This is a genomic window from Rhizobium sp. NXC14 (assembly GCF_002117485.1).
GTDB lineage: Bacteria > Pseudomonadota > Alphaproteobacteria > Rhizobiales > Rhizobiaceae > Rhizobium.
The window spans coordinates 472262-491446 of record NZ_CP021033.1; the positions used below are offsets into that span (position 1 = coordinate 472262).

17 protein-coding genes are annotated in these 19185 nt (G+C 60.8%); 6 read left to right on the forward strand and 11 right to left on the reverse strand.

Features of this window, described 5'->3' with window-relative positions; translation table 11 throughout:
• Window positions 1-211: 211 nt before the first annotated feature.
• From NXC14_RS30250 to NXC14_RS30260, 3 genes are all read left to right on the forward strand, one after another.
• A complete protein-coding gene (locus NXC14_RS30250) occupies window positions 212-574 on the forward strand; it encodes a hypothetical protein (RefSeq protein WP_085781694.1) in 363 nt (120 codons plus the stop codon).
• A gap of 69 nt (window positions 575-643) precedes the next feature.
• Window positions 644-1534, forward strand: coding sequence for an MBL fold metallo-hydrolase (locus tag NXC14_RS30255; RefSeq protein WP_085781695.1), 891 nt, complete (start codon window positions 644-646; stop codon window positions 1532-1534).
• On the forward strand, window positions 1531-2304 hold the full coding sequence (locus NXC14_RS30260) for a phosphotransferase (protein ID WP_085781696.1): 774 nt from the start codon (window positions 1531-1533) through the stop codon (window positions 2302-2304). The genes NXC14_RS30255 and NXC14_RS30260 overlap by 4 nt, the downstream gene beginning before the upstream one ends.
• Here the strand turns inward: NXC14_RS30260 and NXC14_RS30265 are convergent, their stop codons facing one another.
• The 8 genes from NXC14_RS30265 to NXC14_RS30300 form a co-directional block, all read right to left on the reverse strand.
• Window positions 2305-3348: a magnesium and cobalt transport protein CorA gene (locus tag NXC14_RS30265; protein ID WP_085781697.1), complete on the reverse strand. Its 1044-nt coding sequence runs from the start codon at window positions 3346-3348 to the stop codon at window positions 2305-2307.
• A gap of 176 nt (window positions 3349-3524) precedes the next feature.
• On the reverse strand, window positions 3525-4034 hold the full coding sequence (locus NXC14_RS30270; protein ID WP_085781698.1) for a GNAT family N-acetyltransferase: 510 nt from the start codon (window positions 4032-4034) through the stop codon (window positions 3525-3527).
• Between the two features lie 3 nt (window positions 4035-4037).
• Window positions 4038-4322, reverse strand: coding sequence for a DUF1778 domain-containing protein (locus tag NXC14_RS30275; protein ID WP_085781699.1), 285 nt, complete (start codon window positions 4320-4322; stop codon window positions 4038-4040).
• A gap of 226 nt (window positions 4323-4548) precedes the next feature.
• Window positions 4549-6000, reverse strand: coding sequence for an NCS1 family nucleobase:cation symporter-1 (locus tag NXC14_RS30280; RefSeq protein ID WP_085781700.1), 1452 nt, complete (start codon window positions 5998-6000; stop codon window positions 4549-4551).
• Window positions 6001-6126: 126 nt separating this feature from the next.
• Entirely contained in the window at window positions 6127-7278 is a 1152-nt protein-coding gene (locus NXC14_RS30285; RefSeq protein WP_198175579.1) for an alpha/beta fold hydrolase, read from the reverse strand.
• Between the two features lie 185 nt (window positions 7279-7463).
• Entirely contained in the window at window positions 7464-10535 is a 3072-nt protein-coding gene (locus tag NXC14_RS30290; protein WP_085781701.1) for an efflux RND transporter permease subunit, read from the reverse strand.
• Window positions 10532-11617, reverse strand: coding sequence for an efflux RND transporter periplasmic adaptor subunit (locus NXC14_RS30295; RefSeq protein WP_085781702.1), 1086 nt, complete (start codon window positions 11615-11617; stop codon window positions 10532-10534). The genes NXC14_RS30290 and NXC14_RS30295 overlap by 4 nt, the downstream gene beginning before the upstream one ends.
• Window positions 11614-12687, reverse strand: coding sequence for an efflux RND transporter periplasmic adaptor subunit (locus NXC14_RS30300; RefSeq protein ID WP_085781703.1), 1074 nt, complete (start codon window positions 12685-12687; stop codon window positions 11614-11616). Before NXC14_RS30300 ends, NXC14_RS30295 begins: the two co-directional genes overlap by 4 nt.
• Window positions 12688-12796: 109 nt before the next feature.
• Between NXC14_RS30300 and NXC14_RS30305 the strand changes: the two genes are divergently transcribed.
• Together NXC14_RS30305 and NXC14_RS30310 are read left to right on the forward strand one after the other, a co-directional pair.
• Window positions 12797-13429, forward strand: coding sequence for a TetR/AcrR family transcriptional regulator (locus NXC14_RS30305; RefSeq protein WP_085781704.1), 633 nt, complete (start codon window positions 12797-12799; stop codon window positions 13427-13429).
• A 112-nt stretch (window positions 13430-13541) separates the two neighbouring features.
• Window positions 13542-14579 carry a LacI family DNA-binding transcriptional regulator gene (locus NXC14_RS30310; RefSeq protein WP_085781705.1) on the forward strand — a complete coding sequence of 346 codons (1038 nt, stop codon included), beginning with the start codon at window positions 13542-13544 and terminating at the stop codon, window positions 14577-14579.
• 41 nt (window positions 14580-14620) lie between these two features.
• Here the strand turns inward: NXC14_RS30310 and NXC14_RS30315 are convergent, their stop codons facing one another.
• A complete protein-coding gene (locus tag NXC14_RS30315; RefSeq protein ID WP_085781706.1) occupies window positions 14621-15649 on the reverse strand; it encodes a helix-turn-helix domain-containing protein in 1029 nt (342 codons plus the stop codon).
• A 168-nt stretch (window positions 15650-15817) separates the two neighbouring features.
• Here NXC14_RS30315 and NXC14_RS30320 point away from each other — a divergent pair, with 168 nt between their 5' ends.
• Window positions 15818-16969, forward strand: a complete 1152-nt coding sequence (locus NXC14_RS30320; protein WP_085781707.1) for an ROK family transcriptional regulator — start codon at window positions 15818-15820, stop codon at window positions 16967-16969.
• Between the two features lie 172 nt (window positions 16970-17141).
• On the opposite strand, the gene NXC14_RS30325 is transcribed toward NXC14_RS30320, so the two are convergent.
• Together NXC14_RS30325 and NXC14_RS30330 are read right to left on the reverse strand one after the other, a co-directional pair.
• The gene (locus tag NXC14_RS30325) at window positions 17142-18188 is read right to left on the reverse strand and encodes a carbohydrate ABC transporter permease (RefSeq protein ID WP_085781708.1); all 1047 of its coding nucleotides are present in this window, start codon (window positions 18186-18188) and stop codon (window positions 17142-17144) included.
• Window position 18189: 1 nt separating this feature from the next.
• Complete coding sequence (locus NXC14_RS30330) at window positions 18190-19185, reverse strand: sugar ABC transporter permease (protein WP_085781709.1); 996 nt, start codon at window positions 19183-19185, stop codon at window positions 18190-18192.

Genomic DNA, 19185 nt, shown 5'->3' on the forward strand with positions numbered 1-19185 from the left:
TTCCTTTGGCGGAGGTTGTTCCACTCAAACCGTCAATTCACGGCTGCATGGGGCATGCGGACGGGAGACGACATCATCAGCCAGGTCGTCGCGCTCAACGAGAGAAGGAAGTCTTGGGATTTGCCGGTAGAGATATTGCCGCCATGCGCTAAAAGATCCTCTGACTGTTTCCAATCCGGAAATCATAGAGCGGTTGAGAGCCCACCCATCAATGCTTCGATCAATAGTCGTCATTACCGCCCTCCCGGCTTGCATACCCTTCCTCGCCTCCTGGAGCATCGAGACCGACCGCTCGGCACCTGATAAGCACGGCCTGTTCGAAATCCGCGAGGAGGCCGGGCGTTTCATCACGCAGGAGATCGCCAGGGGGCACCAGCGCTGGAACGTGCTGGAACCGAACGCGAAGGTGCTGGTTCCCCGATGCGCCGTCCCGCTCCAGGCGCAATGGACGCCGAAGAACCTCCGCCGCTCGAAGCCCAGCCTAATGGTGATCTGTGCGGTCACTGTGCCGAACGCCGTGATGGAACGGTGGGATGTGCCAGTGCCCGTGGAGGGGACATCTGGGAGCCCTTAGGGGGCGAGCATCCAAACGAGATTTGATGTAGTAGATGATATCACTGCGGTTGCAATATGGCGGGCAGACGTGAACCAAGCGGTAGAATTGTGCTCCTATCCCGGTCTTGACGAGCGCATCATTATCCTCCGGGCGGGAGACGAGGTCGATGCCGTGTTTGTGCGGACCGAGAGGTTCAATGTCCTGATCGATACGCTCGGCACGCCCGAGCTGTGCCGGATGGCGCTGGATCTGCTTGGCGACAGAGGCGAGGATCGCCCGCTGATCGTCGTCAATTCGCATATGGATTGGGATCACTTCTGGGGAAACTCTGCGGTTTCAGGGCGTGCTCCGATCATCGCGCATGCCGCGGCACTCGACCGTCTGCGTGATGCCTCCACGCAGCAGATCCTGAAGGACAAGGCAAGACTGGAGACGCGGTTTGCGAATGTCGAACTCATCGGCCCGGATATCACCTTCTCCGGCTCGATGGCCCTGAACGGCGGCGATCTGACGCTCGAACTCATTCATACGCCGGGACACACGCCTGACCATATCGCCGTCTGGATCCCGGAACTCCGGATCTGCCTGGCCGTCGACGCGGTGGAAACTCCCATTCCCGAAGTCTGGAGCAGGAGTGCCCATGATCTTCGCCAGATCCGCTCCTCACTCACGCGGATCCGTGACCTTGATGCGAGACTGGTCATTCCCGCGCACGGCAGATCATCTTCGCCTTCGGCGGTGGATGAGAACCTTGCTTATTTCGAAGCCCTGGCTGTTCGCATCGGCGGTCTGTGTGAAAGCCAGCTGGCTGACTCTGAACTCGGCATTACAAATGGTTTCCGTCTTGACGACTTCGTCGCCATTCCCGACGGGATGCCTTTGGGCGCGGCGGCGTTCTACCGGAACTGCCATGAGACGAACCTTGCCGCTACGGTTCAGGCCCATATCGAAAAACTGAAATCTGGAGGCCATGCGTGAAATTATTGGAGGGCGGGCGAACCGGACAGATCTGGCGCGACGGGGATACCGTCATCAGACCATCCGGCGCATGGACGCCGACCACGCACCGGTTCTTGCGCCATCTCGGAAGGAAAGGCTTTTCGGCAGCTCCGCAGCCCATTCAAATTACCGGCGACGATCAGGAGGTCGTCAGCTACGTCGCCGGGCGCGTCTGTGAAGACCTCAGTGATCCCATTGTCGGATCGGAGCGCATGCTGATGTCAGCAGCGAGACTTCTGCGCGATCTTCATACTGCATCTCAAGGCTTTCTGGAATCGGATGACGATGCTCAGATATGGATGTTGCCGCCGCAGGAGCCACGTGAGATCGTCTGTCACGGAGACTATGCGCCCTATAATGTCGCGGCCGTCAATCAGGAGGCTGTCGGGATCATCGATTTCGACACTGCCCATCCCGCCCCGCGCCTTTGGGATCTCGCCTATGCGGTCTATCGCTGGGCGCCCCTCTCCGATCCTGCCAACCCCTCGGTGGCATTCGGTCTGGACGACCAGCTGCGGCGGGCGAAAATCTTCTGCAACGCCTATGGCGCGACGATGGAAGAACGGCGCCAGCTTCCCGAGATGATCTGCAGCCGGCTTCAAGCCCTCGTCGATTTCATGTTGGCAAGGGCTGCGGCCGGCGACGAAATCTTCGCGGAAGACGTCGATGCAGGAGACGCCAGGCTCTATCTGAACGACATCGGCTATATCGGGATACACCGAAATCGGCTGTTGAAAGCGCTGTCCTGACTAAAGCCATTTTCGCCGGCGGAAGAAGCCGAAAAGGCTGAGGCACAGGACAGCGATGACGCCCAATACGACGAAATAGCCATACTGGAATTTCAATTCCGGCATATCGCTGAAATTCATGCCGTAGATGCCGGCGATCGCGGTGGGAACGGCGAGGATCGCCGCCCAGGCGGCGAGCTTGCGGGCAATCGCCGTCTGCTCCGTCTGGCCGATCATGACGCTGGCCTCGAAGGCGAAGGCGAGTACCTCGCGCAGCGCGTCGATATCTTCCTGAACCCGGCGCACGTGATCGGTGACATCGCGAAACAGCGACTGCAGTGTCGGATCCATGCCGGGAAGGTCGATATGCTCGTATCGCCGGCAGACGTCGACAAGCGGCACCACGGCGTTGCGCAGGCGAAGGAGCTTGCGCCGCAGCAGGTAAAGCCGCTCGATGTCAGATTTTCCCAACTGTTCGCGCAGCACGAGATCCTCGAGCATCTCGACCTCTTCCTGCACCACCTCGATGACAGGCATGTAGTTGTCGACGATGAAATCCAGGATGGAATAGAGAATGTAGTTCTCACCATGGGCAAGCGCTGCCGGCGTCGCCTCGCAACGCTGCCTTACCGCCAGATATGAGGACGACTCCCCATGGCGGACCGAAACGACGTAACCGCGGCCGACGAAGAGATGCGTTTCGCCGAAGACGATTTCGCCGTCCTTCATATGGGCGGTGCGGGCGACGATGAACATCGCCTCCCCATAAATTTCCAGCTTCGGGCGCTGGTGGGGCTGCGCCGCATCCTCGATCGCCAGCGGATGCAGATTGAACTCGGCCTGGATCTGGTGCAGCAGCACTTCATCCGGCTCGTGCAGGCCGATCCAGACGATGGCATTTTCCCGGTTCCGCCACTCGCCGGCTTCCTCTATTTTGATGTCGCGAATACGCTGCCCATGCTCGTAGACGGCGGCAGCTACGACGCCGCGTCGTTCATAAGGAGGCGACGCCGTCCCGCTGCCGACCCGCGCGGAAACACTGTCCAGATCCTTCAGCCGTTCCAAATCCTGCCGTCCTCCCCGTTCCGCGGCTCACGTATCCGCATCCAACGCCGGTCAAGCGTTGCGCCGATCATAATGCCATTTCGTAAAACATGCATCCGCTTCCGCACGGCGACTTGCTAAACCCTCGCTATCGAAAAACGCCCATCCAATAGCCAGAGGGCGGCGCGCCTGCATCTCTATCCACCGAGACCTGAAAGCCATGCACGAATATCCTCCAGTGAGCGAATACGAATCGATGAGTTGTCGCGCGAGGGCATAAAATCCCAGCTCTGCCAGAACCGCTCGGCTTCTTCATCGATCGCACGGACGACGATGGCCCGTCCGCCGATGATATCGGCTCCGGCAACGCAGCGAAGAAAGGCATCCTTCACGAGTGCCGATCCGATACCTTTGCCCCTATAGCGGCTATCCACGGCCAATTGCCCGATCAAGAGGCAGGGAATCGGATCGGGCGGACGTCCAGTTCTGATCTTGCGTGATACGACGTTGGGCTCGATGACCGTCGGTGCGAGGCCGTAATAGCCGATCACCCTATCGTCGTCGCAAACGACAAACGTCCGTGTAAATCCACGTTGCTGGTTCGATGCTGCAAAGTTCTGTAGCCAAGAATCCAGGGATGGCTTGCCACAGGAAAACCCCTGAAGTCGATGACGCCCGTCAAGAAGCTCGACATTTGACAGCGCCACCGGTCAATTTTCCCAAGGCGCCTTGCGCTGCAAGCGTTCCACTACTTTCGGCGATGGCGCGGATGGTGCCGCCTCGATTGCCGTCACAAAGGCATCGAAAGCATCGGGAGACAGGCGGATGACGCTTTCGTTCAGGATCGCCATCTGCGCCTCATGCACGGCAGCGCGTCGCATAAACTCTGTCCGGGAGAGACCCGTGAGCGCTGCACCACGGTCAATGACTGCCAGATCATCATCGCGAAAACGCATTGATACGGGTATTTCCTTGCGGGGAGCGGTGTTTGCCATGGTTTCCCTCATGAGGCATCGGGAAGGTATATAGGAGAATGTAACGCGGAACGCAATACATTAAAAGTGCTTCTGCCTAATTGACGGCGCAATACTCATACGCCGTACGGCCATCCATGCAGTGGCGGTACGCCGTTGAACCGGGCGAATGACCGGCTCCCTCCGGCAGCAGGTTTTCCAAACAGGGCATGAAGGCGCCCGGCGATGGCCAGGCGCCTTTATTTCGTCATGAGGCGAAGGCCGGAGTGCGCCGCGCGCCCATTCTCAGCACGAAATAGATCGCCCCGCCGATGCCGACGCCGAAGAACCAGCCATAGGTGCCCCACCAGTCCGGCAGGATGGAGGTGAAGGTCGGCAGGATCGACGAGAACAGCGCACCGACCGCAAATGCGATGAAGGCATTGCCGTGCCAGCCGTTCTGGAACCGGAATTCGCCGTTCTCCTGATAGAGCGCCTCGACGTTCAACTGGCTCTTCCGGATGAGATAGTAGTCGACCATCATGATGCCGAAGATCGGCCCCATCGTCGAACCGATGAAGTTGACGAAATGCGCCGCACCCGTCTCCCAGGGAGCAAACGGATAGAGCACGAGGGCGATCAAAGCGGCGATATATCCGCCGCGCTTGAAGTTGATCTGGCGCGGGAAGACATTGGCGAAGTCGAAGGCCGGCGAGACGAAGTTCGCCACGACGTTGATGCCGAGCGTTGCCACCGCGAATGTCAGCGCCGCAAGCAGCGCCAGGAACCAGCTGTCGAATTTTGCCGAGATCATTTCCGGATGCAGCAGGACCTCACCGTATACGGTGAAGGCGGCCGTGGTCGTGACACCTGCGACGAGGCAGAATGCCAGGAGGTTGATCGGCAGGCCCCAGAGATTGCCCTTCCGCAGCGCCTTTTCGCTCGTCGCGTAACGCGAGAAATCGCAGAAGTTCAGGTAGAGCGCGGCGAAATAGGTGATCCAGGTCGCAGCCACCGCGGCAAGTGCCGCAATCGAGCCGGGCTCGCCCGGCACGCCTGCGTCCTTGGTCCTATCGATCAGCACGTCGCGCGGGATTTCTGAACCGAACGAGAAGGTGCCTGACTTGACGACCAGATAGACGGCCAGGATCAGCATCATGATCCAGACGGCAGGACCCGCCCAATCCTGGAACTTGCGAACCGTTTCCATGCCGCGTTGAATGATCAGCAGCTGCAGCGCCCAGACGATGATGTAGCAGATGAGTTCGAGGGTCGAATGCCCGAGCATGTGGCTGTTCTGATGGAAGGCGAGCAGGCTCTCGTTGCGGATCAGCAAGGCAACGATCGCGCCGGATGCCGCGGCGGTCTGCGCCCCGTACCAGAAGCAGGCGACCACCGCCCGGACCAGCGCCGGAACATTGGCGCCGAACGTGCCGAAGGAGGCACGCGCCAGAACCGGAAAGGGGACACCGGTACGCACGCCGGCATTGCCGACCAGGCTCATCAGGAAGAAAATGACGAGAGAGCCGATGCCGATGGCGATGACGAAGTTCACGAAGCTGCCGCAGAGCAGGAACAGGCTTGCCGCCAGATAATAGCCCCAGAGACTATGGACGTCCGACGTCCAGACGTTGAAGATGCTGAATGCACCCCACTTACGCTCCTCCGCGGGCGCCAGATCCTCGTTATACAACGAGGGAGACGGATTTTGAATGCTCATAATGCCCTCCCATATCCCCAGTGGCCGACTCGGCCACGATGGAAGTCTGCGCTTCATTTGGGCATCTGACAATTTAATAGTCACATTGTACACAATCCTGATCGACCAGATGAGCAGGCTATCGGTCTATTGCGGGCGAACGACACGCCCAGCCAGGCGAAACGGGCTTGCGACTGCAGCGCCTGCGGCATCGAAGACGAAGGCGCCGACATCGCCGGAGGTCGACCGCCTGCCGCTCTCGAAGGAAGCAAGCTGGGCGCCGAACTTCGCGAGCGATGCGTAGCGGTCGTGGCCCAACCCGTCGGAGGTCTTGATCGAGGTAATGTCGATGACCCGGAGCCTCGCCTGCAAGGCCGCCTCCTGGATGACGGGATCGTCGATATCGAGGCGGCCGACGCGCGCTCGTTCGCCGGCGATGAAGCTTGAGGCCACAAGAGCCCGGTCGTCCTTGGAAACCAGAAGGGAGATCGGGTTCGGCATTGGACCGATGTCCTTCAGCTGCGATCGGAAGACATCGACGTCGATGTCTGGAGCAGCGAGCACCACCGCCAGCTTGCCGATCACGGTGTTGCGATGCTGCAGCTTGAGCTCTCGCACCGTTTCCATCACCAGGAACCCGCCCATGCTGTGCCCGAACAGGATGATGCGCTTCACCTTGCCCGACGCCGAGAGAGATGTAACGAGAGAATCGAGTTCGCTGCGCGAGGAAAGCGCAGCGTCGCGGTCGGCGACATATCCGGCGACGGATGCCGCCGAAGGCCAGGAAAACAGGATCAGAGCGCCCGGCATCTTCGCGTCGGCGGCAATCTGCGCGGTGCGGTAAAGTGCCTCCTGATAACTGTAATTGTAGCCGTGGACGAAGATGCCGACGGTGCCGTCGGGCTGCACGGAGGCGAGCGCCTGCTGCACGAACGCATCCCTAGGCAGCTGCCTGCGCTTGACGACGGCAAATTGCCGCTCCGGATCCGGCTTCGACTTGGGATAGATGATAACGGTATCCTTCCTGACGGGAGGAACCGAGAACGCGTATTGCTCATAGGTCAGCTTCTCGGCCCATGTGCTGTCGAACCCGCCCCGCACGCGATCCGGGGTCCTGTTGGTCGCGACGAGCACGCTCACCCTGTCCGGCGCCGTTTCCGAACGGGCCGGCACGCTCAGATGAACAGGCGTCAAGACCTCAGCCGATGGCCGCGTGGCGCAGCCGGCGAGCGTCGCCAGGCCGATGGTGACGATGATCGCGAGCATTGGCTTTGGCAGGCCTCGGAAATGTCGCTGCATTATCGATCCGTTTCCCTCAGATCCAGACGCTCTCCGGCGTGTGGTTCTGACCACGTCATCATTCGCCATGCCATTCCCGCTCCGGGGTGGGACGGCATCGCCTGCGCCATCCCACCTATTTCGTCGCGGCCCGTGTTGCAGCGGCCGCCGCGGCGGCCGTAGGCGATGGCCGTCGAAGCCCGGTTTCATGCCTCAGCCAAGGCTTCCGCCCGAACACTTTCATCCCTGGGGATCCTGAACCACGCGACATAGAGTGCCGGCAGGAACAGCAGTGTGAGCGCGGTGCCGATGACGATGCCGCCCATCATGGCGTAGGCCATCGGCCCCCAGAAGATCTCGCGCGAGATCGGGATCAGCGCCAGGGTTGCCGCCGCCGCCGTCAGCATGATCGGCCGCATGCGGTGTTCGGTCGCCTCGATGACAGCCTGCCATGGCGCCAATCCCTCGGCACGCAGTTGCTCAATCTGCACCACCAGGATGACGGAGTTGCGGATCAGGATGCCGATCAGCGCCAGAATCCCCAGGATGGCGACGAAGCCCATGGGGGCATTGCTCAGCAGGAGGGCTGCGACCACGCCGATCAGCGCCGTCGGCGCGACCGCAAAGACCAGGAAGAGGCGGCTGAAGCTCTGCAGCTGGATCATCAGGATCGTCGCCATCGTAAACAGCATCAGCGGAGCCACCGCCGCAATCGGCCCTTGCGCCTCGGCGCTGGATTCGACGGCGCCGCCGATTTCCACCCTGTATCCGACAGGAAGGTTCTTCTGGAATTCCTCCACCTTCGGCTTCAGCTGATCGACAATCGTAGCCGGCTGTGTCGAACCGATGACGGCCGCCTTGAGCGTGATGGTGGGCTGCCTGTCGCGACGCCAGATCGTTGGCTGCTCAAGTTCGAAGCGGAAATTCGCCACGGCCGAGAGCGGCACGACCTTGCCGTTGGAGGTCGAGAGCTGCAGATTCTCAAGCGTCTGGACGGAATCGCGCTCGGACGCCCTGGCCCGGCCGATGACATTGACCAGGTAAATGTCGTCGCGGATCTGCGTCGCGGTCGAACCTTCGACAATACCGTTGAGGGCGGTCGCGATGTCCTCGGAAGAGACGCCGAGCTGGCGCGCCTTGTCCTGCAGCACATCGACCTTCACCACCCGCGAAGGCTCGTTCCAGTCCAGCACCATGTTCGACAGCAGCGGATGGGTACCGACAACGCCTGCAAACTGCTGGGAAATATCACGTACCTTTTGGATATCCGGGCCGCTGATCCGGTACTGAACCGGTTTGCCCACCGGCGGGCCGATATCGAGAAGCTTCACGAAGGCGTCGGTGCCGGGGAAGGTCTTCGTCAGATAATCCTGCAGCTCCGCCCGCACCTTGTCGCGCACGTCGAGACCTTTGGTGACGATAATGGTCTGCCCGAAGGTGACATCGGGCGTCTGCACATCGAAGGACAGGATGAAGCGTGGGGCGCCCTGGCCGACATAAGTCGTCCAGTGATCGATATCCTTGTTGTCGGCCAGCATCTCCTTTTCGAACTTGCCCATCTGCCTGTTGGTCTCGGCGATCGAGCTGTTGTGTGGCAGGTTCCAGTCGATCACGAGCTCGGTTCTGTCCGAGTTCGGGAAGAACTGCTGCTGCACCAGCCCCATGCCGCCGACCGAAAGCGCAAAGACGCCGACCGTCAGCACGATGGTGATCCAGCGCCAGCGCATAGCGAGCGTCAGCAGCCACGAGAAGACGGCGGCGAAACGCCCCTTCTTCTCGTGATGCGACTTCATCGTCTTCGGCAGGATAGTGACCCCGAGAAGCGGCGTGAACAGCACGGCGACGATCCAGGAGACCACAAGCGAAACCGCGATGACGACGAAAAGCGTGAAGGTGAATTCGCCCGCCGCACTGCTGTTGAGACCGACCGGGATGAAGCCCGCGACGGTCACCAGCGTTCCCGTCAGCATCGGAAAGGCCGTCGATGTGTAGACGTGGGTCGCAGCCTTCCTCAGGTCGTCACCCGCCTCCAGGCGGGCCACCATCATCTCGACGGCGATCATGGCGTCGTCGACGAGCAGCCCGAGCGCTATAATGAGCGCGCCGAGCGAGATGCGCTGAAGCGAAATGCCGGAATATTCCATTACCACGAAGGTGATGGCGAGCACGAGAGGAATGGAGATCGCTACCACCATGCCGGCGCGCAGGCCGAGGCTGATGAAGCTGATGACGAGCACGATGACGATCGCTTCGAAGAGCGCGCGGGTAAAGCCCGAGACGGCTTCGTCGACGACATGGGGCTGGTCTGAAACGCGGTGGACATCCACCCCGATCGGAAGATCGGCGACCACCTGTTTCATCCGCGCGTCGAGCGCCTCGCCGAATTCGAGCAGGTTGGCGCCCTGCTTCATGCCGATGGCAAGACCGATCGCCGGCTCTCCATTGAAGCGGAACAGCGCCGAGGGCGGATCGACGTAACCACGCTTGATTGTGGCGACATCGGTCAGCGGGAAGAAGCGGTCGTTGATGCGAAGATTGATCGACCTGAGACTCTCCTCGGAGGTGAACTGTCCGCTCACCCTCAATGCGATGCGCTCCGGACCGGCGTCGACGAAGCCGGACTGCGTGACGGCATTCTGGGCCTGCAGCGTCTGGATGACCGACTGCTGGTCGATGCCGAGTGCCGCTATCTGGCGTGTGGAGAATTCGAGATAGATTGCCTCGTCCTGGGCGCCGATCACATCGACCTTGCCGACATTCGGGACCGTCAGAACTTCTGAGCGGGCATTTTCCACGAGATCGCGAAGCTGGCGCTGGGTGAGCCCATCGCTGGTGAAGGCATAGATGTTTCCGAACACGTCGCCGAAGCGGTCGTTGAAGAAGGGACCGACGACCCCGCTCGGGAAATCCCCCTTGATGTCGGCGATCATGTTGCGGATGCGCAGCCAGGTAGGCGCGACGTCCCTAGCCTTGGTCGTCGGCAGCAGCTCGACGAAGACGGTCGTCTGGCCGGCGACGGTCTGGCTCTTGGTGTAGTCGAGCGATTCCAGTTCCTGGAGTTTCTTCTCGATCCTGTCGGTCACCTGCCGCGTCACCTCCTCGGCGGAGGCGCCGGGCCACTGGGCGGTGATGACCATTGTCTTGATGGTGAAGTTCGGGTCTTCCTCGCGGCCGAGGTTCAGATAGGAGAAGGCGCCTGCGAGAATGAAGACGATCATGAAGTACCAGACGAGCGAACGGTGCTCGAGCGCCCAGTCGGAAAGATTGAAGGACTTCACTGGCTGATCTCCTGGTCGATCCTGATGGCTTGGCCATCCTCAAGTTTATGCACGCCTGCCACGACGACCCTCTCTCCGGGAGCGAGCCCTTCGGTGACGCGGACGGTGCCGCCGTCAACGACGTCGCCGTCGATCTTCACGCGGCGCAGCGCCACCTTCTTGGCAGGCACATCGACGATCCAGACGCTGGCGCCGTCGCTGCCGGCAAGGATCGCCGAGGAAGGCAGCACGATCTCGGGGTCGGCGGCGATGGTTGCGGAGGCTGTGATGACCGCGCCGAGCCTGAAGGCTTCAGGCGGATCGGCAAGTGCGATCTTGGTCCTGCTCGTGCGGGTGGCGGTTTCCGCCTCCGGCGCGATTTCGCGCACGACGCCCGTCGTGCGGATCGAAGGCTCGAGCTGCAGCGTCACGTCGAAGGGCGCGCCGATCTTCAGTTTCTGGGCAGCGGCCTGAGGCACGTCGACCACCGCATCACGCTTGTTCGGCCGGGCGATGGTGACGACGGTCTGGCCGGCCGACACGACCTGGCCGACCTCGGCCGATGTCGCCGTGACGACCCCATCAAACTCCGCCTGAAGCTGCGCATAGCCGAGCTGCTCCTTGGCCTTGTCGAGATTGGCCTGCGCCTTGGCGACGGCGGCCGCGGCCGTCCGTCTCGCTTGCTCGGCTTCTTCGAGCGAGGCTTCCGTGCCCGAGCGCGATTCCACCAGCGCGCGCTGGCGCTGTTCCGTCGTTACAGCGTTTCGAAGCTGGGCGTCGGTATTCTCGACATCGGACTGGGCGCTGCGCACGGCAAGCTCCAGCGCCAGCGGATCGATGGCAGCAACCACGTCACCCTTCTTGACGACATCGCCGACATTGACGTTGCGGGCGATCATCCGCCCGAGGATCCGGAAGCCGAGTTCGGTCTCGATCGTCGGCTCAATCGTGCCGGTCAGGCTGAGGCTTGTGGCGGGCGTCTGCCTGACCGTCATCGACAGCACGGGACGGGGCGCCTCCTGCGTGCTTTCCTCCGGCTTCGTGCAGGAGGAGATCAGGGCCGTACCCATCATCAGGGCCATTATCTTGGGACGAATACTCACTTGGATACTTCCTTCACATAAGACACGGTTTCACCGGGCCTGAGGAATTTGGTCCCGTCGGTCACCACGACATCTCCCGCCGACACACCCGATTTGACGACGAAGCTGCCGGTCTCGTAGCTGGCGACATCGATCGCTCTCATCGAAACCGCTGAGGATGCAGGATCGACGATCCAGACGGCTGGCTTGCCGTCCTTGGAGGACATTGCCGACCAGGGCAGCTGGATGACGTCCTGGGGGACATAACTGAATTTCCCGACGACGGGAGCGCCGAGCGGAATGGGAGCATCGCTCGTAATGGCGACTTTGACCCTGATGGTGCCGGTGGAAGAATCGATCGTCGGCGAAATCTCGCGCACCTTCGCCGTGATCTTCTGCAAGGGGTTCGACAGCAGGTTCACAGTGCCGTCGCCTTCGACCGGACGCAGGAACGCACTCTCGACAACTTCGAAGACGGCGTCCCGGTCGCCGTCATGGGCAAGGGTGAAGACAACCTGCGCGGCCTGCGCCACCTGCCCGACCTCGGCATTGCGGGCGGTGATCACGCCATCGGCATCAGCTTTCAGCTCCGTATAGGACAGGGTGTCCTGCGCGGTCTCGAAGAGCGCCTGCGCCGACTTCGTCGAGGCCTGCGCCGTCAAGAGCGCCTCTTGTGCCTGGTCGAGTGCGGCCCGCGTCGTCACCTGCGTTCGAAACAGGCTCTGCTGACGGTCGAAGGCGAGCTGTGCCTGGGTCTGCTGGGCTTCAGCCGACTGAAGATTGGCCGCCGCCACATCGAGATCGGCCTTCTGCTCTTCCGGATCGATGCGCGCCAGTACCTGCCCCGACTTTACTGACTGACCAACTTCCACCAGCCGTTCGATGATCTTGCCGCTGACCCGGAAGGACAGATCGGTCTGGACCCGGGCGCGCACCTCTCCCGTCAGCGCACCGCCATCACTCAGCGGCTCAGACCTCGCAACGACGACGCCGACCTGGCGCGCGGCAGGTTCGCTCGGCCCGCCAGGCTCACTGCAGGAGACGAGACCGATCGTGCATACGATCGCTGTGGCGATCAGAATGGTTCTCATAGTTGACCTCTTGCTCTCAACGGCAGCTGCTATATAATTGACTGACGGATTAGTCAATGAAACTTTTGCCACCGGAACGGCAGCACAAAACAAGGGAGCCGAGGCACGAATGGCAGCTCAGAAGAAACTCACGCGCGCGGAACAGAAGGCGCTGCGACCCATTCAGATCCTGGATGCCGCATTCGAGGAATTCGTCAGAAACGGGTTCACCGGCGCCCGCGTCGACGACATCGCGGACAGGGTCGGCGTCACAAAGGGCACGGTCTACGTCTACTTCGAGACGAAGGAAAAGCTGTTCGAAGCCATGATCAGTCACTTCTCCGTCCCCTTTCAGGAACTGCTTGAAATCACCGCTGGCCTCAGCGGCACTGCCACCGATAGGTTGACGTCCATTCTCGGTCTACTTTACGACCAAATCGCGGAGGATCGTACAACCCGCGAGTTGACGCGGCTGGTCATTTCGGAAGGACAGCGCTTCCCCGACCTGATCGATCGCCACCACGATCAATTCATAGCGCCAATTATCGCCAGGATCGACGCTCTCATCCTGGAAGGTGTTGCGTTGGGGGAATTTCGCGAAATTCCTGTCGAATTCTCAGACCTCGTGGTCGCGCCGATTCTGACGACGACAGTTCTGCGGCTGATATTCGATGATCGCCGCGTGCCGACGCCCAACAAGGACGCCTTCATGCGGGCTTATTTCGATCTGCTGTTCAACGGGCTGCTTGCCGAACGCCGCTGATTGCGAATGACGAAAATATCGACGCAAGCACATAGCTTTTCTAAAGTCTTTATGTGAAAACATCGAGTTAGCTTATGCTTCGAAGGTACGATCTGAATTCCTGGCGGAAAAAGTGGAACGTAAAGTCAATCTCAAGGATGTCGCGCGCGATGCCGACGTGTCGCTGAGCACGGCCTCGCACGCCCTGAACGGAACTGCGCCGCTCACGATCGAGGTGCGGGAAAGAGTGCTGGATTCGGCAAAACGTCTCGGCTATCTCGACCGCCGGAGAAAGAAGGCGACGATCGCCGCATTGCACGTTCTGCTTCTCGCCATTCCTGACGATGCCGCGCCGGAGAGCGATCTCAACCTGGTGAGCTGGACCATTCTCAACGGTCTTCGCAGGGAATGCGAGCGTCGAGGCGTCCGCATCGTACCCTATGTCAGCAGCGGCCGGCGCATCGACGGCGCCGAGGTCAGGAAGATCGCGATAGCAGAACGCGCTGACGGCATCGTGGTGCTGAACGATGATCAGCCCGAACTCATCCGCAGCCTCGCCTCGGCTAACATGCCCGTCGTCATCGTCAACGGTGAGGATCCGGCCATGCTGGTCGATACTGTGACGCCTGAAAACCGCTTCGGCGCACGGCTCGGCATCGAGCACCTCATGGCGCTCGGCCACCGCCGGATCCTGCATCTGACCTGGAAAGGCCGCACGACCATCCAGCGCCGGTATGACGGTTTTTCCGATGCCTATTTGGCCGCACAGCTTCCGGTGCCGGAGGACATGATCATCGAGGCCGAGGGATATGAGCCCCGGCATGGCGAAGCGGCCATCAACGCGCTGCTCCATCGCGATCCCACGCTGAAAGGCGCCACCGCCGTCTTCTGCGCGGCCGACAATCTGGCGCTCGGCTGCCTGAAGGCATTGGCCGATCGCGAGATACGCGTGCCCGACGCGATATCTGTGCTCGGTTTCGACGACATCGTTCCCGGCGAGTTCAGCCGCCCGCCGCTGTCCACCGTGAGCGTGCCGACCGACCGTCTCGGGGCGGCAGCGCTCGCGCTCATCGAACAGCGGCTGATCGCCAATGATCCGCAACGGCCGGCTCATCGCCTCGAACTCGGCTGCCATCTCGTCCTGCGGGGCAGCATCGCACCGCCGCGCTGAACGGCCGGAAGAGCCAGCCTTTCGAAGCTCCGAAGCTCACATCAGCGCAAACGCTCAGCCCGTAACCGCGTATCCCTCGGGCTTTCACCAAAAGTGCTGCGGTAGATGATGGAGAACCTGCCGGCGTGCGCAAAACCCCAGATCGCGCAGATTTCGCGGACGGATTGCTGGTTTGTCGGATCCCGAAGCTGCTCGCGGGCCGCCTGCAGCCGGATCGTGCGGAGGTAGCTGGCCGGTGAGGTTCCCCTGAACGCCTTGAAGCCCGTTTGCAGCGCCCGAAGCGAAACGCCGACGCCATCGGCAACCATCGTCATAGTGATAGGTTCCGCGATATTGGCATGCATGTAGTCGATAGCGCGTCGGACATGCCAAGGTGCGATCAACGATACTTTCTTTTTTTCCAGATGATCGGAAAACCGATGCCGGCCAAATCGGATCACGAGGTGAGCAAGAGTTTCGCTCATCGCGGCTGCGGCAAGAGGCGAAGATAGCAACGGACCGGCGCCGCGCATGCCCTGCACGATCGTCTGGAGCAGATTGCCGATCAGTTGGCCTGACTGCGTCGCGCGATCGAGAATCGGGTCGAGATCGAACGACTCCGAGAGGGGCTTTTCCACCAGCGAGGCGAGGACCCTTTTCACAACCTTCCAGTCCAGAAAAAGGGCGTCCGAGCGGTGCGGTCCTCCCTGGACCACACGATCGCCGACTTCGTGATTGTTGGCCATGAGAAAGTAACCGGCGCCGCTTTCGACCGTTCTCTTTCCTATCGACAGTCGAAAAGAGCCTGTGTGCGGCATGAAAAACGCGAGATGCTGCGGAGAGTCATCAAGCGTCCGAATCGTCCAGGAACTCTGATAGACCGAATGAAGCACCGTGAGCGCCTCGGTCCTTCTCAGATCCGCGCCCCAGGCGAATTTTCGGTCATCCTTCAACGGCTGTGCGCCGAAAACGCCGTAACCAGCCGTAAAGGCCTGAACCATTGATTCGAAGCTGGTGCCTCCATGCGTGGGCTCGAATCCATAACCACGATGCTCGGCAATTGCCATTTTCTCCCGTGTTAACGCATCCATGCCGCTCGGTTCTTTTCTTCTGCCGCCTGACATCATCGCGACTGGTCTGGCCAATCTTGATGGGTTAAGCAGGACCGGCAAAACCACGGATGATTTCGTTGCCCCGCAGAAGCAAAGCGTCCCCTCCACCTGCTTCACACTTACAGTGTAAATCAATATGTTTGGAAAATGAAGTACGCTCCGCTGGACCACGTTGCCCCACATTTCCTGCGAGACACAGAGCCCGCGAGAGTAGCCTCCCGTAACGAACGGGACCTTTTGCGGTTGATTTGGAAGTCGCCCGGCATCGAGCGCTCCAGCCTGACCGACCCACTCGATCTCACTCAGCAATCGCTGCACAGAATCGTCGGCCGGCTTCATGATCGGGGAATGGTCGTCTTTTCCCAATCGGAAAACCGGCGCGCCGGTCCACCAAGTCCGGAGCTGACACTGCGAAGGGAGTGGTGTCTGACGCTCGGCATCTCCATCAACGTCGGAACGATTGGCCTTTGCCTCATGGGTTTCGGCGAACCATTGGATAATATGGAAATTCCCCAGGCCGGCTCGTCGCTATCCCTGGAAATGGAGCGGATCGAAGCAGCCGTCGAACAGATCCTCGCCCGGCGCGGCGCCAAGCGGCGCGACATCCTCGGCGTCGGCCTCGCCGTCTCCGGCCATCGTATGCTGGATACGGCTTTCAATTGTCCCCTGCCGCTCGCCCACTGGTCGCTGATCGATCTGGCGCCAGTGCTTGGGGAGCGGCTTGGGCTGCCGGTCTGGGCGGACAATGTCGCCAGGACTGCGGCCTTGGCGGAAGCAATTTTCGGCGTCGGGCGTGACGTTGCCGATTTTGCCTATATCGCCCACCTTCATGGCTATGGCGGCGGCCTTGTCTCCGGCGGCATGCCGTTTCGCGGCAGTTTCGGAAATGCCGGCGAAATCTCCGTTCTTTTCGGGCGTCAGGACTACGATGATCGCCCCGCTCTCAACCAGCTGCTCGAGCATCTTCGCGGCAAGGGGCGCAGCGGCCTGACCCTGAGGGATCTGAAGGACGAAAATATGGTGGAGTGGGATGGTGTCGAGGAATGGATCGACCGCGTCACTCCGGCCCACAATCGTGCCATCAACGCGATCTGTGCGATCTTCGACCCGGCATTGATCGTGCTTGGCGGCGAGCTTCCACATTCGCTTGCGAGAATGTTGATCGAACGCACCGAATTCAACAATCTGCCTCGGCATGGCGCCTTGCGCGACATCCCGCAGCTCGCAGTGGCCCAGATCATCGATGCCCCCGGCGCGGTCGGCGCAGCATTGATCCCGCTATTCGAGACCGTTTTGTGATGGCCTCTGCCAGTCAATCCGGCACGGCTCCCATCTGAATAGGACCGAAGCGCACACCGCAGGACCAGTTGCGGTGCGCTTCAGCTGGCGCGACGAAATTGGAAAGGCAGTCTTAAATTCTTGGAGGTTTCCTCGACCTCGACTCCAATCGGTGCTGTGCGCCAGGATTCGTTCACTTCATTCCTGTACCAGCGATGCCCGTGGTGATGTACTTCTGCAGGAACAGGAACACGATCGTGACGGGCAGTAGGCTGAGGAAGGTCATCGCCAGGATATAGTGCCACTGCACCGAGAACTCACCTTGGAAGGCATTGAGTCCGACCTGCAGGGTGAAATTCTCGCGGCTGTTGAGGACGATCAGCGGCCAGAGGAAATCGTTCCAGCGCCAGAGCACGGAAAAGATCGCCAGCACGGCAAGCGCCGGCGCCGTCAGCGGCAGGATGATCCGCCAGAAGATGCAGAATTCGCTCGCCGCATCGACGCGTGCCGCCTCGATCAGCTCGTCGGGTATGGTCAGCATGTATTGCCGCAGCAGGAACACGGCCGTCGGCGAGGCGACGGTCGGCAGGATCACACCCCAGAGATTATCAGCGAGTCCGACCCCGACGATGACGAGATAGGCAGGGACCATGACGACGGCGAGCGGGATCATCAGCGTCGAGATGATGATGACGAACACAGTCGTATCGCCCCGAAACTTGTATTTCGACAGCGCAAAGGCAGCCATGGCGTTGACGATAAGCGTCAGCAGCGTGGCAACCACAGTGACGAAGACCGAGTTCTTCAGGAAGGTCAGGAAGTTGAAGCGCGTCAGAGGATCGGTGTAGTTCTCGGTGGCAACGGTCAGATGCTGGACCGGCGTGATCCCCTTCACGTCGACACCGAGCGGTTGTCCCGGATTTGCAGGATCGACCATCTGCGCCTTGAGACCGATGCGCCTGATCATGGCCCTTTCACGCTGCTGGCCGTCAATCGTGACGTTCCAAAGGCTGAGCGGCTTGTCGAATCCGGGCACGGTCTGCTCCACGGCGGCCCGCGGAAGCAGCGACGGCGGAAAGCGGGTGATCTCGGCCGCCGGTTTCAGCGAGGAGAGGCCTGCCCAGACGACGGGAATGAGCACGGCGAGCGTTCCGCCGATCAGCCAGACCCATGACAAAACATCGGTGATATCGATGCGTCCGGCTCGGCGTGTGCGTGAGAGAAAACTGATCGGGTTCATCTCAGGACTCCATTCGCTTGCCCAAGCGCAGCTGTATGAGGGTGAGAACCAGAAGCACCATCCCCATGAGAACCGATGCGGCCGACGCAAGCCCGAAGAGACGGAGATCGCTGCCGAAAGCCATCTGGTAGATATATTGGACGATGAAGCTGTTGGCCGTGCCCGGACCGCCGCCATTGGTCAGAACCCAGGCTTCGTCAAAGATTTGCACCGACTTGATCATCAGAAGGATGAATACGACAAGCAGGTTCGGAGCAAGAAGCGGAAGCGTGATCCTGAACAGTGTGCGGCGCGGCGAAGCGGCGTCGATGGACGCGGCCTCGTAAAGATCTTTTGGGATCGCCTGGAGGCCGGCGAGCAGGATCAGGGTGTAAAAGCCCATATGGAACCAGACCGACACGACCACGACGAAAAAGCGCGACCAGCCGACATCAAGCAGGAAGATCTCAGGGGGAACGCCAAGCATCTCAAAGAAGGCGTTCAGCAGCCCGTTGCGATCGAGGAACCACTTCCAGATCAGGCCGATCACGACGGGAGACAGCAGAACGGGATAGAAGAACATCGCCCGGAAGAAGCCACGCGCGAAGATCGCCCGGTTGAGGATCAGCGCCGTGATCAGCGCCACCAGCAGCGTGGCGACGACATTGCAGGCCACGAACCAAACTGTGTTCCACACCGCCGTCCAGAACAGCGATTCCTGACAGGTTCCCGGCTGCAGATAATTGCCGCAGGTCAGCAGGGTGCGGAAGTTGTCAAGACCGACGAACGGCCGCTCCGAAACGAACAGATTGGTGCCGCCGGTGAAGGCGTAGCCGACCGCGATCGCGATGGGAAGGAAGGTGAAGATGGCAAACAGAATGAGGTTCGGCGCCAGGAACAGCCATGGCATCCGCTTCCGGCCGAACAGACGCTCGATGGCATTCATCGGCGCCTCGACCACCCTCATCGCCGTTTCGCCTGTCTGGGAAAGCAATGTACCGGCCGTGAGCTCTGCCAT